This is a genomic window from Aedoeadaptatus ivorii (genome assembly GCF_030815095.1).
In the GTDB taxonomy this organism is placed as follows: domain Bacteria; phylum Bacillota; class Clostridia; order Tissierellales; family Peptoniphilaceae; genus Aedoeadaptatus; species Aedoeadaptatus ivorii.
Genome location: NZ_JAUSWF010000004.1, coordinates 145,975 through 163,502 on the forward strand (window position 1 = coordinate 145,975; position 17,528 = coordinate 163,502).

The following is a 17,528-nucleotide window of genomic DNA, read 5'->3' on the forward strand; positions in this document are numbered from 1 at the left end:
TTATTTCATAAACTCATTCCAAAATTTTTAGACCTCGTGACTAAACTCACAATAATCAAAACTACAAACGATGTTACAATACCGATTACAACAAATGGTATCGAAGTATTGAGGATTTGGGCCACTACGCATCCACAAATTCCACTAACCATGCTTGCTATTAACCCCTTTGGAGTAACACGTTCTTTTTTATAAAGATAGAATCCAACATACATAGGAACACATAAACCTGCCGCTGAATATGCATAGGTATTTACAACCCAATTAAGAACCTCTGGATTGTTAATCCCTAAAAAAGCTGCAATTGCAAGTGTCACGGCCGAAAGAATACGTGATAGTTTCAGTAGTTTTTTCTCATCACTGTTTGGTCGGAATGTTTTATAAATATCATGCGTACAATTCACAACAATTGATTGGACCGCAGAACTAATAGTCGACATAATTGTCGCACTAATAAGCGAAGCGAATATTGCGATTAATACGACTGGCATTACTGTGAGTAACCAGCCCGTAGCATTTTCTCCTGCCAGATCTGCGTTCATATAATGAATCGCATTTCCAATATAACAAGACCAAGCAAAAGCAATAAACAACGCAATTGCAGAAATTATTAACGAACGATTTACCTTTTTTACACTATCAAGAGCACATACGCGTTGGAAATACATTTGATTTGTCATACCGCCTGGTAAGCAAGCAATAAACCATGTTACTATTGTGCCCCACCCTAGTTGCCTTGTAGATGCTGAAAAATCAGTAAACTCTTTTGGAAGCGTTGAATTGATATTGTCAAGCGTGGCGCCTTCCGAAATACAGTAACCTATTACGAGAACACAGGAAAGGCCCATAATTGTAGCAAAAAAGAAATCCGTCCACGCAACCGTTTTCATTCCTGCAGGCATAACAAACAAAAGACTAAGCAATGTCATAACGATGATTAAGATATTCAAAGAAATTCCTGTTATTTGCGTATACATTTTTGCAAATGCGACAAGATTTGAGATTAACCAGCCGAAAGGCACGACAATTGTCAATGCTGCTGCAATAATACGAGCATACTTATTACCTCCGCTCAAATGAGCGATCATATCAGGTATGGTTTCAAATTCTTGGGATCTGATCCATTTCCCAATTAAAATAAACGCTATAAAGGGAAGACTTGCAAACAGACCATAGTAGATCATGCTGATACCATTATCGTAAGCATTCCCAACCTGCCCTACGATAACGCCGCCACCCATGGCACTAGCAAATTGAGTTCCAACAATTACATATAACGGAAGATTTCTGCCACCAATATTCCAGTCATCGGTATTTCTTCTACTTCTCTTTCCAGCCATCACCGCAAAAATAAAAGAACTTCCAATAACTACTAAGGTAGCAATGACGACAAACAAGCTATCACTACTCATAGTTTCCTCCTTCTATTTGGTTGTTGACTCCTACAGATGAATATAAGCGCTTATTTCATTTGTATGATATTACTATATTCTTAATTTACTATATTGTCAATTGTTTTATTTGTTTTGTATTTAAACTTTTGTATTTTTAGATTAAATCTGCGCCTATTTTGTATATTCTTGACAAAATAAGAAGTTAAGATTATTCTTACTTATGAAGTTCATTATATTTAATTGCATTATTTATTATTTTTTAGACTCTGAAATGATACCAACCATTTCTACACAATTATTTCCAAATTGGGAGGAAGCTATGAGCGCAATAGAACGAGTTTCTCTTTCTGAGCAAGTTTTAAAGTCTATTGTTCACTATGTACAAACAAACGGATTGCAAGTCGGAGATAAGTTGTTGACAGAAAGCGAGTTTTCTGATTTGTTTCAAGTCAGTCGCACTAGTGTCCGTGAAGCGATGAAGGCTTTAGGAATAAATGGCGCTGTCAAATCAATCCCGGGAAAAGGAACGTATATCCGAGAACCAATGCTAAACTACATTCTGAACGATAGCGAAAAACTTGAGTTTGAAGCCCGTGTGTCTATACATCAAATCATCGAGGTCCGCCTTGCTGTCGAATTACTCGCTGGGGAATTAGCCACCGAACGGGCAAGTGAGGAAGATATTCTACGCGTTGAAGAAGCGATGCAAGATCTTCGTAAAGCAGTATTATCCCAAAACCCTTGGGCCGTGCAAGGCGCTAAGTTTCATGTAAGAATTGCAGAAAGCACAAAAAATCCATTGATTATTAAACTAATAGAATCTTACTCAGATACAGTAGGACATTATCGAGATGCGTTAGTAGATTTTAATACGCCTCAAGAAATGAAAAATCATATTCAAGAGCATGAAGACATCTTAAATGCTTTGCGTAATAGAGATAAAAAAGCTATGGAAGTGGCTATACGTAAGCACTTGATGAGAACTGAAGAAAACTTAGAAAAACTGGTTCATGAAAATGCGGCTATCGACTATACTAGTAAATAAATCGAAAAAAGTCTGACCACTTGGTCAGACTTTTTTGTTAGTAAATGTTAAAGAGAATATTTTATTATCATATTTGCAATTTCTTTCCTAGTTTATTCGCCTAGATCTCATCCTACCTCAGAAAAAATCTCTATAGTGTTGATCACAGTAGTTTTATTTACGCTATCTATCTCCCTAACTATAACTATTCCCAAAATGGCTATGACAACTGCTAGATCTATAAAAGTAGGTCAATAATCAGTTCCTGGATTGACAATAACCTAGAAGTGCAGTTAAAGTGATTTTCTGTTAAAGCTCCATAACAAAACCTCCTGAATCGAGTCATAATTAAACTTCCAAAATTCAGCTTTTAATCCATATAGAAAGTCTAATTATAAATGATAATTCACTGGGTCATCTCTTTTCTTAGAGAACTATATCTAACGGATTCTTAAAGATTCTTTTATCCACAATTGCTCTCCAGTCTTTATCACAGAATTTTCAAGAGTGCATAAAGCTGTATCCAATATTTTTTTTCTTTTCCAACTCTTTGTATTCCACAGTGAGTTGCCAATGCACTATATAAATCTTTTTTCTCCATTCTCCCATGATATTTAAGAATTTCATACATTCCTGCAGCTAATTCCTCAGGCGCAATGTATTCAATAGATCGATCGATATCTCCCGCTACTCGAAATTGGATATCCTTATCTCTATCTAAATACAAAAAGCCGTTTTTCCTAATGATCCCATACTTTCGGCAACCACGCATTTTTAACTTATAATCATCCCATACACTACCTGTAACCCTTTTACGATCAAAATATTCGATCAACCTATATAGCAATAAGGCTTCAGAAAGCGGGGCCTCTACCTCTAAAATTGCCTGTACCATTTCCTTAAAATCATTCGACTTAAATTTTTGGATATATTTTCCAATGTTCACTGCCTGATATGGCAAGAATTTTGGAGTTCCATCACAATCTTTATCCTCCTTCTCTCTTTTATCTTTCACTAATTCATGTTGAAGATTAGATTGTTCTATTCTTTTTAAATCTAATTCTCTTCGATCTGTTTTCTTAATCGTGGAGGCGTCTGTATCCTCCAAAATTTTTGGATTTGTGCTAATTATATCGTTCTTGGTTCTTGGGATCCAATGCAGCTGCTATTATATCAGGCATCAACTCAGATGCCCCATCATTTTCATTTAGAATGAAGTTTGCTCGTTGTTTTACACGCATCAATAGTTCTGTATTTCGTCCATCCATTTCTTGTAAAATTCCGTCTTCTTCTGGCTCAATCCCTGCATCATTCAATGCTCTTATAACACGCTCCATGGTGTTTTCGGGATTTCGATAGTACTCACTTCCACGGATTCGAATAAATCGCCAGCCCAACCGTTCCAAGATCGTCTGACGCTCCATGTCCTCACGAATCTTGTCTTCACCACTATGATAGCGTTCTCCGTCGCATTCGATTACGATCTTCTTTTCGCCGCAAACGACTACCATATCTAAGCGATAAGCACCAACTTCCCATTGCTGTACAAGGTGATATCCCCTAATTGCAAGATATTTTGCCACAGCGGATTCAAATGGAGATTCTGCCTTTTCTTCTATTTTTGCATTCAACATAGGAGAGGCTTCAGGATCCAAAGAGAAATCAATCAGCATTTTACGTATATCGCCCGATTTTAAATCGTTTACTGAATCTAATGAATTCACTACCCACAATTGATCCTTTGCACGGCTCGCTGCAACGTTATAACGTTTTCTATAGGCATCTTCACTACCGAAACCTTGTTTTGCTAAAGGCCCTTCGCCATTTGCACAATCCACAATACTCAAAAACACAACATCTCGTTCATCTCCTTGAAAATGAGATGCATTACCGCACAAAATTTTGTGTTCACTACAATCTTTAGAGTCAATTTGCTTAAAAATCTCTTCTTGTAATTCTTTTACTTGATCATCGCCCAACAGAGAAATTATGCCAAAAGATTTTCCCTGATATTCAGGCTGTTCTATGCATGCTTTTAGCAAAGCAACTATAGCTTTTGCTTCATTAGGATTAGTTTTTTCAATACGTTCTCCATTTTCCACACGATAATTTATAACAGCAGGCTGAAGAACACTATTACTTCCATCTCTCAAGGGTTTGATTTTGAAATCATATGAAAGCTGATTTGAAAAATTGATGATTTCAGGAACACAACGAAAATGTTCACGCAACATAAGAGGTTGAAAGGAGGTTGAAAGGTTGTAGCAGCAATATCATAAATAGATGTCTTCGCATCATATAGGTGAGCATTGGGAATTTTATTGGCTATATATATTTCCTTTAAAACATTCATTTGATCAATTGGAACTCCAACAGCCATAGGACTAACTTGTTTATCATCACCAACAATGACTAATTTTTTCCCCATATATAAAATAGCTAGAGATGATATATCTGATTGGCTAGCTTCATCGATGATAATGATATCAAATTTATTAGTACTAGGATACAAACTTTCCAATGCTTTTCCTATAGGCATTATCCATGCAGGCACTGCTTCTTGACACTTAGTCATTAATTCACGAGCCCTCGCACGATACATGGGAGCTTTTTTCCCAGTTCCTTTTCCGATTTTTTTGACGGTAAGTTTCCAACCCTGCAATGCCTGCTTCATGGTAATATCATGCTCCGTTTTACGCAGCAAGTGGTACCAGGCCGACTTCTCTGCAAATTTTGCAGTAACTTCACGGTATTCTTTACTTAAAGCTAAGCTTCGTTTTTGCAAATCTGAAAAGGGTACTTTTATAATTTCTTCAATTATTCCATAGTACTGTTTCCACTTCCAAGCGTCTTTTATATTCCCAGGAGGCGTCTCTTGCCCATGAATACCTTCTCGATTTCGGATTGCATCTGCCCATTGCGACGCAATTGAATAGATCTTATCCAAGTATTCCTTCCGCTTTTCATTGATACTGATTTTAGCATATGTTTTTTTAAGGCTGAATATCCATTTTGATATGCTCGAACATCATATGCTTCTGTAGCAGATAATAACAACTTGCATTCATCCGAATACATGCGTCTGCCTGTCTGAAGAATAGTCTGATTTTTATGCAAGGCTGCCTTAATATCTGATATAGACTTTATAAGTTCAAAAACATCACAAAGCCTTGGGATTGAATGCTCAACTGCCTCCAAGATCTTCTCAGCCGACGCAATTTCAGAATCAAGAGGATTACTCTGAAAAACCACATCACAGGGCAGCTTTACTTTTTCCATACGTTTTGTCAGAACTCCGAATTCATTATCAAACCATTTTAAATAACGCTGTATTAAAGGAATATAGTTTGCAGCAATTCGTTCTGGAGTTTCTCTATCAAGGTCGTGAAATAGCGGCTCTCCATGTTTAGCGATCAAATCATTCCAATAAGAAGCGCACTCCTCACGCATCGACTTTATCTCCAGAATACTTAAAATTAGATCGCAATCTTCCGCATTCTGCGGCATCTGACCATTAATCGTAGCACCTTTTAAGGCAATGTCAAGTTGCTTGTTCAACAAGACAGCTAGCTTGCCTATTTTTCCTCCTTGACTATACCTAGTCTGCAATTTTTGCATAGCACTATAAAACTCTGGATCAGTATTTAGAATAACAATATCTTTTCCAAATTTCTTAGTTACTAACTTCTCTGCATAGTCACAGGTTATCTCAACTTGTTCTATCAAACGATTCCAAAGTTCTCGGTAAGTATCACCCTTTCTGCCATCAATAGCACAATGTTGCATCCATGGTTGAATCTTTGGAAATGTAGCAACATATTCCTTTAACTCTTCAACTGCATACACAGATGGATTTTCCAACGCAAATTGACCATTCACGCCTCTTATCAAAATTTTGTTCTCAGTTTCCAAACTGTGAATCTCCCAGTTGTTATTCTCAGAAATAGTTTTTAAGCGCCCTTTTGCATCAGCTAGTGCATTACACTTACGTTCAAATTCTTCAGGATTCATTAAAGTTAACGGATCCGGAATTTCATGTGCGAACTCTGTTTCGTCGTAAAAACTAATGATAATATTACTTTTATAAAGCTCTGTTAATTCTTTAAAGCTAAGAGGCAACGGTTCATAGAGTTGTACAGATCCAGGAATATAAGAGAGGCTTTCGCTATTATCTTGTACAAAATCAGCCATCGCAGAAGGGGAAATCTCTTCGCCATTGTAAACAATACAGTTGCACTCCTGATGAATAACAGCAAACAACTTTTTGCGGATGGTAGCAAGCTGACTAATAATTTCTTTTCGTTCCTGTTCTAAAATATCTCTTTCCTTTTCAACTTCGAAGGATGTAGTTTGTGACATATAACTTGTAATGCCATCTATCGATTTCTCCATATCAACATTTGAATCATCCAGTAAGGAAACGCATAAACTTTGCAATCCATCTGCCACTTTCTCCTTTAACACAGTTAAGGCTTTCTGCGTCTGACTCGTAACAAGCACGCTTTTCCCTTGCGCCAAAAAATGACCCATCAAATTTGCAATAGTATGAGTTTTCTCCGTTCCAGGAGGGCCTTGCACCAAAACTGCATTATACCTTTCAACACGTCGGGCAATTTCTAATTGCTCCCTATTAGCTTCTTTTGACAATAAAATATCTACACTTTCTCCACCAACAGCAGCTAATTGTTCTTCAATGGTTAATGCCTCGATATCGTCAGGAATTTCAATTTTCCCGCCTTCTACAATATCTCTTATAGGAGCAGGAATTTCACCAGTTTTCTCTACATGCTTTAGAATTTGATCGATAGCTTTCAACGATCCATCTAAACGTTTGCGCAGAATGTAGCAAGGATTACGATAAAGCAAGATTCGCTCTTTTTGCTGCCAATCTTTTATATCTCCATCATCTGAATAGTGACTTTCAGATGAAAGTTGATGAATGAATGTTTTAAAAAATATAGGCAAATCATTTCGATCTAAGGGATGGTAGTCGTTTAGATGAAGGTCTTCACGCAGATGGTTAATCGATGCTAAATTGATACCTTCCATATCTTGAAACATTGCTGTATATAATTCCGTTTCAACATCAGTATCTTCTATGTAGATTGTATTCTCAAAGGCATCATGACGAATTTTAACACGTCGCGTTAAAATTGGATGATTTAAGTCTGGGAGTCTCCTATCTCGCAAAAAACCATCTGCTACTACCAATTCATATATTTCAGAATCTCGTTCTAGATCAATATATTTTTATATAATTCTGTAAAAATTTTTCTCGTCCGAGTCAATACTTTTTGATGTTCAGCCCAGATATTACGTTTTTCTATCCATTCTTCGTAGATATTTATTCGCTCTTTGTCATCAGAAAAGAATTCCTTATAAGTTTTTTTTCTTCCTATCGATGCGCGGTACATGCTTCTCTTCATCGGAGGATAAACCTTCTAGATCTAAAGGACGGGAAATAAATTCTTTTGTTTTAACTTCCTTTCGATAATCATTCCATCCTTGTTCTAACCATTCCTTAAGTTTAATCCCAGGTTCCGGACAAATTTGAAATTCGGGTTTATGAACAGAAAATAAAATATTATTATTTCCTCCCTCTTCACCCTCATCCACGCGATCTCGATAGTAAATCTTAATATTCTCGGGATCATCGGGAAAAGAATTTATCGGACGCCACCATTTATACTGCGATACATTCAACACTAAATTCTGCTTTAACTTATTCAATTCTTCAATAAATTTAAAAAGCGAAAGCACTTTCTCCTGTTGAGTGGATCCTCCTCCAGCTTCTTTATTCATAATTTTGTCTATAAACACTACACTCCCTTTACCTACACGCTTAAACACATAAAACAGTTCTTCCATGAGGTCGATGACATATTAGATATATAAATCTAACTCAAAGAAATCTATCGACATATTCTCACTAAGTTCTGTCTTTTTCGTGATAAATCTATTCTCCCAATTGTTAAAATTTCCACACTCAACATCACTCAGGAACTAAATATTTTATTAATTTGATTTTCAATTTCCTCTCCTTTCACAGTAAAATATTTTTTACATATATTATTATACTACGAAGCTTTTGTACATCAATGAAGTAACTTCATTTTTATAGTTTTGATTTAATAATATATTAATATAACTTTGTACCAATAAATATAACTTTTTTTATGAATGCAGTGATTCCCTAGTTTAAAAATATTTGATTTGATCATTTCTCATCTAATTTTCATTAACAGATAAAGGAACATTTTCTGTATAAAATGTCTAAAACATAATTCTCTTTATAACATAACAACTTTCTGCTTCACCACCCAAGATCCTAAGATTTACCTCGTTTAAAACCTTTGTCTCGCCGATCGAGGTAATTATATATTCATCCTCCAAACGACTATGAAAAAAATCTATGATCCAGAGCGGGGATGAAATGTTCAAAAGTAGCGGTCGTAGTGATTTTCTATCGATATGCTATACAGCAGTTTATCTACGGAAATCTCGAAAACACAACTCTAGATGCAACCCAAGTTTTGTTTCCACATATAAAAATTCCTCTGCATCTTCATAGCACAGAGGAATTGAAAAAACCGGATTTCTTATATTGTTACAGAACTCTCCCCTTACTCCCACTCAATGGTTGCCGGGGGCTTGCTGGTAATGTCGTAGACGATGCGGTTGATGTGTTCCACTTCGTTTACAATGCGCACGCTGATGGCGTCTAAGACGTCGTGGGGGATGCGCGCCCAATCGGCGGTCATAAAGTCGGTAGTGGTGACGGCGCGCAGGGCGAGGGTGTAGTCGTAGGTGCGGAAGTCGCCCATAACGCCGACGGTGCGGTTGTCGGTGAGGACGGCAAAGTACTGGTTGATGTCGCGATCGAGGCCGGCTTTGGCGATTTCGTCGCGGAAGACGTAGTCGGCTTCGCGCAGGATGTCGAGTTTTTCTTCGGTGATCTCTCCCATTACGCGGATGCCGAGTCCCGGCCCGGGGAAGGGTTGTCGCCACACGAGTTTGGGATCGAGGCCCAAGGTCTCGCCGAGTTTTCGCACTTCGTCTTTGAAGAGATCTCTGAGGGGTTCGATAAGGTCCTTAAAGTCGACGACGGCGGGAAGGCCCCCTACATTGTGGTGGCTTTTGATGACGGCGGCATCGCCCGCGCCGCTTTCGATGACGTCGGGATAGATGGTGCCTTGGGCGAGGAAGTCGACGGCGCCGATTTTTCGGCCTTCTTCTTCGAAGACGCGGATAAATTCTTCGCCGATAATTTTTCGCTTCTGCTCGGGGTCGGTGACGCCCTTGAGTTTTTCGAGGAAGCGGTCTTTGGCGTTTACGTGGATAAAGTGCATATCGCTGTCGGCGAAGGCGGCTTCTACTTCTTTGCCTTCGTCTTTGCGCATAAGGCCATGGTCGACGAAGATACAGGTGAGTTGATCGCCGATGGCATCGGCGAGGAGTTTGGCGCAGACGGAGGAGTCGACGCCACCGGATAGGGCGAGGACGACTTTTTTCTTGCCGACTTTTTTGCGAATGCTCTCTTTGGCATACGTAGCGTAATCTTCCATATTCCAGTCGCCTTCTGCGCCGCACACTTTTTTCAAAAAGTTATCGATAATCTGATATCCGTTTTCGGTGTGGTTCACCTCGGCGTGGAATTGGATGGCGTATATGTTTTTCTCTGCATTTTCCATGGCGGCCACGGGGCAGGAATCGGTGGTCGCCACGGTACGAAAGCCCTTGGGCAGCTCTTGTACGTAGTCGATGTGGCTCATCCAGGTGGTTTGTTCGACTTCGAGCCCTTCGAAGAGTTTGCTGGAAGGATCCACCATGGTCTTGGTCTTTCCGAATTCCCGCTTGTCGGATTTGGTGACGATGCCGCCGAGGGTTTTGGCGATCAGCTGCATGCCGTAGCAGATGCCGAGGATGGGGATGCCCAGTTCGAAGATTTCGCGGTCGATGCCGGGGCTGGTCTCGTCGTATACGCTGTTGGGGCCGCCGGTAAAGATGAGTCCGACGGGTTTTTCCTTTTTGATCGCATCCCACACTTTGCGATAGCTGACCACTTCGGCGTAGACGTTTTGTTCCCGTACGCGCCGGGTGATGAGTTGATTGTATTGGCCGCCGAAGTCGACGACCAGAATCTTTTGTCTGTCCATGGATGAACCTCCTATTCGTCTCTCATTATACCATAGCCCGCCCGGGGTTCCGTTTCGTTTCCCGATTGGAATTTTCGTTCTCTTTGCCTTTTCCTTGTGATATACTATGTTTAGTATATTGTAAGTATTTTTCGAAAGGGGTGCGGCGTGTCTGGTAAATTTTCCGGCCATAAGATTCGCGTCATGCGCAAAGAATTGGGCATGAGCATTAAAGATTTGGCAGAGGCATCGAATCTTTCGACGGGTTTGATCAGCCAGATCGAGAGGGATCTGGTCTCCCCTTCGGTGAATGCGATGTTGCGGATTGTCGATGCCTTACACACGACGATGGGCGAGTTTTTTGAGGACATTCCGCCCCGCAAAAAGCCGCTGATCTTTCGCTGCGGTTCGCACAAGATGATCGATTATGCCGAGGTGCAGCGCAGGATCCGCATTCTCACGCCGGAAAATGAGCATTTTCAGTTGATCGAAATGCGCTTTGATCCCACCGAAGCCCCCAAGAGTCTGATTCCCAAAAGCCACGACGGCGAGGAATTCGGCTTTATCCTCGCGGGCAGCCTCGAGGTGGTCGTCAACGAAGTCTCCTACCATGTCTCCGCCGGCGACAGCATTTCCTTTGAGGCAAGCTGGCCACATGTGTATATCAACAATGCCGACGAGCCGTGTCTGTCGATTTGGCTCTATACGCCGCCGGTCTATTGAGCGAAAAAGCAGGGGTTTGCCCCTGTTTTTTTATGGCCATTTTTTGAAAAAGTCCTCGTAATAGGAGAGTTTGGTCATGTGATTTTCTTCGGACCAGCTCCGCAGTTCGTCGCGCGTCAAGAAGACGAAGTCTTCTACTTCTTCGGGATCGGGCCGTATGTCTTCTTCTTTAACGTCTTTTTCGATGCGATAGATATAGTAATGGGCGGGAAATTCGGTGATGATGCGCTCCAAATCCAGCTCTTCTTTTGTAAGGCGAATGCCCATTTCCTCTTCCATTTCGCGAATCATGGCGTCCTCGGGGCTCTCGCCGGCGATGACGCTTCCGATGGCGGTACAGGACCAGAAGCCGGGGTAGTTTCTCTTACAGCGCGCCCGCTTCTGGAGGATGTATTTGCCGTCGGGGGTGCGAATCCATCCTTCCACCACCCGATGGTAACTCCCGCCGGGGATGCGCTTGCCGCGGATGGCGGTCTCGCCGGTGGGCCGGTTGTCTTTGTCGAACAGGTCCCAGATTTCGATCAAGGCTGTACCTTTTTGGCCGCGGCCTCTACAAATCCCTTGAATAGCGGATGGATGGCGTTGGGGCGGGATTTGAATTCCGGGTGGAATTGACAGGCGAGGAAGTAGTCGGGTGCGTCCAGTTCGATGATTTCGACGAGGTCCAAATCTTCGTTGGTGCCGGCGATTTTCAGACCCGCCTTTCTGAGTTCGCCGCGAAAAGCGTTGTTGAACTCGTAGCGGTGACGGTGGCGTTCGCGAATGTCCGATGTCCCGTAAAGGGCGCGGGCGCGGCTCGTATCTTCTAAGTGGCAGGGGTAGTTGCCCAGGCGCTGGGTGCCCCCCAGGTTTTCCACGCCGACTTGCGATTCCATCAGGTCGATGACGGGATAGGGGGTGTCCACGTCGATTTCGGTGGAGTGGGCGCCCTTTAAGCCCGCGAGGTTTCTCGCGATGTCGATGACGGCGATCTGCATGCCGAGGCAGATGCCAAAGTAGGGGATGTTCGCTTCGCGGGCGAATTTCGAGGCGAGGATCATGCCCTCAACGCCCCGCTCGCCGAATCCGCCGGGCACGAGGATGCCGTGCATATCTTTAAGCCGTGTGCGGGTGGATTCTTCGTCGGTGAGTTCTTCCGCATCGATATAGTGGATGTTGACGCGCTTGCCCATATCGTAGCCGGCGTCCAACAGCGCCTGGGATACGGAGATATAGGCGTCGTGGAGCTGGATGTATTTTCCCACCAGGGCGATGTCGACGCGGCCTTTCGCCTTTTTGAAGCGGGCGACCATTTCGCGCCATTCGTCGGAGTTTTGTTCCTTGGGTTCGAGATGCAGGTGGTTCATAATGATCTCGTCGAGTTTTTGTTCCCGGAAGACATTGGGCACTTCGTAGATCAAGTCGACGTGGCGGCTTTCGATGACGTCTTCTTCGGAGACGTCGCAAAACAGGGAGAGTTTGCGCTTAATGGAGTCGTCGATCTCTCCGTCGCTTCGGGTAATCAAGATGTCCGCCTTAATGCCCTGGCTCATCAGCTGTTTATAGCTGTGTTGTGTGGGCTTGGTCTTGAGTTCGTCGGAACCCGGAATGGCGGGAATCAATACGGTGTGGACGTAGAGTACGTCTTCGGGCGGGTTTTCCGAGTGAATTTGGCGAATGGCTTCGATAAAGGGCAGGCCCTCTATATCGCCGACGGTGCCGCCGATTTCGGTGATGATGACATCGGCTTCGGTCTCATGGGCGGCGCGGTAGACGGCGCTTTTGATTTCGTCGGTGACGTGGGGAATGACCTGTACGGTAACGCCGTCGTAGTCGCCCCGGCGTTCCTTTTGAATGACGCGGGAGTAGATTTTTCCCGTGGTGATCGAGGCGGATTTGGTGAGCTCTTCGTCGATAAAGCGCTCGTAATGGCCCAGGTCCAGGTCGGTCTCGGCACCGTCGGCGGTGACAAAGACCTCGCCGTGCTGGTAGGGGCTCATGGTCCCGGGGTCGATGTTCAAATAGGGATCGAATTTCTGCATAAATACGCTGAAACCGCGATTCTTTAACAGTCTGCCGATGCTCGCCGCGCTGATGCCCTTGCCGATGCCGGAAACGACGCCGCCGGTTACAAAAATGTACTTCGTCATAATGCCTCCTATACCAGTTTCGTAAATATATCTTCGTAAGTGGGAATTCTCCAGTTTTCTCTGCTGATCATGGACTCCAATTCGTCGCAAATTCTGCGGATGTGCCCAAAAGCGGGGAGGATTTCATGCTGAAAATACGCCGCCTGTTCGTAGCCCGCAAGCGCCATGGCTTCTTCGTAAGACGCCTTGAGCGCATCGTGGCGCAGCAATAGCTCCTCGAGGAGCAAATTAAAGGTCTCAATTCGACGGTTGAGCGCCGCGTTTTCGATGCGCCCGGCCACCTCGGAAAGGTCTTTAATTTCTCGTATAACGGCGGGTTCCACGTCTTTGGTAAGCATCGTTAAAAGCGCCCGGGTCTCGAGGGAGTAGTGATTTGCCACCGACTCGATTCCGATTTCATAGAGCGCGGCCACCTCCGTCTCACTCAATACCCCGTATTCGTCGAAGATCCGCATAAGTTCGGGGCGCTTGTAGCTTTCCAGCGCGTCGAAGTAGCTCGCGAAATTGGGAAGCCCGCGCCGCTTCGCCTCTTCGACCCACGCCTGGGAATAGTTGTCTTTGTTGTAGAGAATGCGCTCGTGTTTTAAAACGATCTCTGCGATCAACTCCCGCGCCTTTTCCGAAAGCGCCTCGGCATCGTCTGCCAGGGGCACGAGGGCATCGGCGATCTTTCGAAGGCTGTGACCCAGGGCGGTGTTGATGACGATATTCGCATCGGCGCCGGAAATGCTCGAACCCACCATGCGGAATTCGAATTTATTGCCCGTAAAGGCGAAGGGACTGGTGCGATTGCGGTCGCTCCCGTCGGTGGGGGCATACCCGAGGGAATTGATCTTAAACGCCTTGGGCAGGCGAATGTCGGCGTGGTATTCCTCGTGGGCGATGTCTTTTAGAATCTCCTCGATCTCGGAGCCCAAAAACATCGAGATAATCGACGGCGGCGCTTCGAGCCCGCCCAGCCGATTGTCGTTCGAAGGGCCGGAAGAGGCGATCCGCAAGAGAGGGGCGTAATCGTCCACCGCTTCGATCATGGCGGCGGTAAAGAGGAGGAAGGTGAGGTTTTCGGCGGGATTGTCCCCGGGATCGAAGACGTTCTTGCCGTAATTGGTGGTGAGGGAATAGTTGTTGTGTTTGCCGCTGCCGTTGACGCCGGAGAAGGGCTTTTCGTGCAGCAGGCAGACCATGCCGTGTTCGCGGGCGGTTTCTTTGAGGATGCTCATAATCAGCTGATTGTAGTCCACGGCGATATTTACATTCTCGTAGAGGGCGACGATTTCGAACTGCCCGGGCGCCACCTCGTTGTGCTCGGTCTTGGCGAAGATCCCCAAATCCCAGAGCTTGCGGTTGACGTCCTCGTAAAAATCCATCACGCGCCGGGGTATGCCGCCCAAATAGTGATCGCCCATCTCCTGGCCCTTGGGGGCATCGGCGCCGATCAGGGTGCGCCCGATGCTCTTTAGGTCGCTGCGGGCATTAAAATGCGCCTCGTCCACGAGAAAAAATTCCTGTTCGAGGCCGACTTTGGGCTTCATGCGATAGGTGTATTCCTCTTTTTCGAAGAGGTTGACCACCTGCGAGCCGTATTGGCTCAAGAGCTTCATGGACTCCAATAGCGGCCCCTTTTTGTCGAGCTTTTCGCCGTTAAAGGAGACGAAGATCGTAGGGATATAGAGGATCCGGTCGATAATAAAGGAGTTGGCGGTCGCGTCCCAATAGGTGTAGCCCCGCGCCTCGAAGGTGCTGCGCATGCCGCCGGAGGGAAAGCTCGAGCCGTCGCTTTCGCCCCGCACCAATTCCTTGCCCGAAAAGCGATGGATGGTGTCGTATTTTTCCGTGCGATCCAAAAAGGCGTCGTGTTTTTTGGCGGTGCGTCCGTTTAGCGGCTGAAACCAATGGCAATAGTGCGTGGCACCCATCTCCAGCGCCCATTCCTTCATGGCGTGTGCGATGGCATCCGCCGTCTCCCGGTCCAAATCCGCTTCGTTGCGAATGGCGTTTTTCCACCGGTAGTAGATGGCGTGGGGGAGCCGCTCGCGCATCATCTGCTTGTTAAAGGCCATCCGCCCGAAGCCGTTGTCTTTGTCCATATTCCCTCCTATAAAATAAAAAATTGGTTCTCTCGAAAGATCACCAATATATAAAAAAACTATAACCCTCCCCTTCCGGCTAGGGTGTTTTCTTTTATAATAGTCAATCACAGAAAGGCTGTCAAGGCGCGGAAAACCCTTGCTCGCACCTTCCGCGTAAAATTTACATAAAACTTCGCGGAAAACTTGACAAGCGAAGGGCGGCGGTTATAATAGAGTTGTATTATATTTCGACTTTGAAAGAGAAAAGTACCCGCCGGAAGATGCCAGGGAGCCGAATTCATCGATTGCAAGATTCGGCGATCGGAAGCCGGGGAATCCCGCTCTGCAGTCGCTCGCAAACCGAGCCGTTCATCACGTTACGATGTCGAGAGCTTCTTTTGAAGTTAAATTAGGGTGGTACCGCGGTTTTTCGTCCCTGGAAAACCGCGGTTTTTTTATTGTCATGCTAGGAGGCATTTATGGCACAGGAAAAATTTGTAAGAGAGATCACGGCGAGGGACGTCGACTTCGCCCAATGGTATACCGACATCGTCTTAAAGGCAGAAATGGCGGACTACGCACCGGTGCGCGGCTGTATGGTCATTCGCCCTTATGGATTTGCCGTATGGGAAAAGATCAAGGAACACGCCGATTCCCGCTTTAAGGCGACGGGCCACACCAACGCCTACTTCCCCATGCTGATCCCCGAATCCCTCTTGCAAAAAGAGGTCGACCACTTCGAAGGCTTTTCGCCCGAAGTGCTGTGGATCACCCACGGCGGCGACGAAGAATTGGCGGAGCGGCTGATCGCACGGCCCACCTCCGAGACCATGATCAACACCATGTATTCCAAATGGGTACAGACCTACCGCGACCTGCCGGTTTTGATCAACCAATGGTGTTCGGTATTCCGCTGGGAAAAGACGACCCGTCCCTTCTTGCGCACGGTCGAGTTCTTGTGGCAAGAAGGCCATACGGTGCACGAGACCTATGACGACGCCCAGGAAGAAACCCTCAGAATGCTCGAAATCTATCGGCAGGTCATCGAAGACGAGATGGCGGTTCCCGTGATCTTAGGCTTAAAGAGCGAAAGCGAGCGCTTCGCCGGCGCCGATGCGACCTACACCTTAGAGGCCATGATGCACGACGGCAAGGCGCTGCAATCGGGTACCAGCCACAATCTGGGTCAAAACTTCGCCAATATGTTCGACATCCAGTTCCAAGACCGCGAAGGCAAGCTCGCCACCGCCTGGACCACCAGCTGGGGCATCTCCACCCGTCTGATCGGCGGATTGATTATGGTCCACGGCGACGACCGCGGTATGGTGATGCCGCCCCGCGTGGCGCCCACCCAAGTGGTCATCGTCCCCATCGCCCAACACAAGGAAGGCGTAAACGAAAAGGCAACCGCCCTCTTCGACGCATTGAAAGACCGCTTCAGCGTCGAACTGGACGACCGGGCACAGTACAGCCCGGGTTGGAAGTTCAACCAATGGGAGCTGAAGGGCATTCCGTTGCGGATCGAAATCGGCCCCAAGGACATCGAAAAGAACCAAGTCGTCTTTGTGCGCAGAGACACCAATGAAAAGAGCTTTGTCCCCATGGAAAATATCGCCGATGCCGTGGGCGATATGCTCGATACCATCCAAAAAGATATGTTCGAAGCCGCCAAGGCCCGCCGGGAAGAAAAGACCTTTTCCGTCGACAACTTCGACGACTTTCAGGCAAAACTCGACGGACAGAATGTATTCTTAAAGGGCATGTGGTGCGGCGATGCAGAATGCGAGGCCGAAATCAAAGAAAAGACCGGCGCCACCATCCGCTGCATCCCCTTCGAAGAGGAGCAGGAAGAACTTTCCGATGTGTGCGTCCACTGCGGCAAGCCCGCCAAGCACATGGTCTATTACGCAAAAGCCTATTAAAAATTAAAAATGCGGACCTTCGGGTCCGTTTTTTGTGCCTTGAATTGTCAAGTCAAGTGCAACTCCACTGAATGGTAAACCTCATAAGGCGTTTTCCAGTTTAAGCATTTACGTGGCCGGCGATTGATCTCT

13 protein-coding genes are annotated in these 17,528 nt (G+C 45.2%); 3 read left to right on the top strand and 10 right to left on the bottom strand.

What is annotated here, in order from left to right; all coding sequences use genetic code 11:
• Nucleotides 1-5 precede the first annotated feature (5 nt).
• On the bottom strand, nucleotides 6-1,412 hold the full coding sequence (locus QO008_RS04175) for a sodium:solute symporter family protein (RefSeq protein ID WP_307384659.1): 1,407 nt from the start codon (nucleotides 1,410-1,412) through the stop codon (nucleotides 6-8).
• A 301-nt stretch (nucleotides 1,413-1,713) separates the two neighbouring features.
• Here QO008_RS04175 and QO008_RS04180 point away from each other — a divergent pair, with 301 nt between their 5' ends.
• Complete coding sequence (locus tag QO008_RS04180) at nucleotides 1,714-2,439, top strand: FadR/GntR family transcriptional regulator (RefSeq protein WP_307384661.1); 726 nt, start codon at nucleotides 1,714-1,716, stop codon at nucleotides 2,437-2,439.
• Between the two features lie 469 nt (nucleotides 2,440-2,908).
• Here QO008_RS04180 and QO008_RS04185 read toward each other — a convergent pair whose 3' ends face one another.
• From QO008_RS04185 to guaA, 6 genes are all read right to left on the bottom strand, one after another.
• Nucleotides 2,909-3,526 carry a hypothetical protein gene (locus QO008_RS04185; RefSeq protein ID WP_307384663.1) on the bottom strand — a complete coding sequence of 206 codons (618 nt, stop codon included), beginning with the start codon at nucleotides 3,524-3,526 and terminating at the stop codon, nucleotides 2,909-2,911.
• 16 nt (nucleotides 3,527-3,542) lie between these two features.
• Nucleotides 3,543-4,652, bottom strand: coding sequence for an AAA domain-containing protein (locus QO008_RS04190; RefSeq protein WP_307384665.1), 1,110 nt, complete (start codon nucleotides 4,650-4,652; stop codon nucleotides 3,543-3,545).
• Entirely contained in the window at nucleotides 4,568-5,365 is a 798-nt protein-coding gene (locus QO008_RS04195) for an AAA domain-containing protein (protein WP_307384667.1), read from the bottom strand. The genes QO008_RS04190 and QO008_RS04195 overlap by 85 nt, the downstream gene beginning before the upstream one ends.
• Nucleotides 5,272-7,629, bottom strand: a complete 2,358-nt coding sequence (locus tag QO008_RS04200; RefSeq protein WP_307384669.1) for an AAA domain-containing protein — start codon at nucleotides 7,627-7,629, stop codon at nucleotides 5,272-5,274. Before QO008_RS04200 ends, QO008_RS04195 begins: the two co-directional genes overlap by 94 nt.
• A gap of 165 nt (nucleotides 7,630-7,794) precedes the next feature.
• Entirely contained in the window at nucleotides 7,795-8,268 is a 474-nt protein-coding gene (locus tag QO008_RS04205) for a hypothetical protein (RefSeq protein ID WP_307384671.1), read from the bottom strand.
• 773 nt (nucleotides 8,269-9,041) lie between these two features.
• Nucleotides 9,042-10,574, bottom strand: a complete 1,533-nt coding sequence (gene guaA, locus QO008_RS04210; protein ID WP_307384672.1) for a glutamine-hydrolyzing GMP synthase — start codon at nucleotides 10,572-10,574, stop codon at nucleotides 9,042-9,044.
• A 147-nt stretch (nucleotides 10,575-10,721) separates the two neighbouring features.
• On the opposite strand from guaA, the gene QO008_RS04215 reads away from it, so the two are divergent.
• On the top strand, nucleotides 10,722-11,276 hold the full coding sequence (locus QO008_RS04215) for a helix-turn-helix domain-containing protein (RefSeq protein ID WP_307384674.1): 555 nt from the start codon (nucleotides 10,722-10,724) through the stop codon (nucleotides 11,274-11,276).
• A gap of 30 nt (nucleotides 11,277-11,306) precedes the next feature.
• On the opposite strand, the gene QO008_RS04220 is transcribed toward QO008_RS04215, so the two are convergent.
• From QO008_RS04220 to QO008_RS04230, 3 genes are read right to left on the bottom strand one after another with little or no spacing between them, the layout of a single operon-like run.
• Nucleotides 11,307-11,801 carry an NUDIX hydrolase gene (locus QO008_RS04220; RefSeq protein WP_307384676.1) on the bottom strand — a complete coding sequence of 165 codons (495 nt, stop codon included), beginning with the start codon at nucleotides 11,799-11,801 and terminating at the stop codon, nucleotides 11,307-11,309.
• Nucleotides 11,798-13,405 (bottom strand): CTP synthase, encoded by a 1,608-nt coding sequence (locus tag QO008_RS04225; protein ID WP_307384678.1) that lies wholly within the window; start codon nucleotides 13,403-13,405, stop codon nucleotides 11,798-11,800. The genes QO008_RS04220 and QO008_RS04225 overlap by 4 nt, the downstream gene beginning before the upstream one ends.
• 8 nt (nucleotides 13,406-13,413) lie before the next feature.
• Entirely contained in the window at nucleotides 13,414-15,492 is a 2,079-nt protein-coding gene (locus QO008_RS04230) for a glutamine synthetase III (protein WP_307384680.1), read from the bottom strand.
• A 461-nt stretch (nucleotides 15,493-15,953) separates the two neighbouring features.
• Between QO008_RS04230 and proS the strand changes: the two genes are divergently transcribed.
• Entirely contained in the window at nucleotides 15,954-17,396 is a 1,443-nt protein-coding gene (gene proS / locus QO008_RS04235) for a proline--tRNA ligase (RefSeq protein ID WP_307384682.1), read from the top strand.
• Nucleotides 17,397-17,528 lie beyond the last annotated feature (132 nt).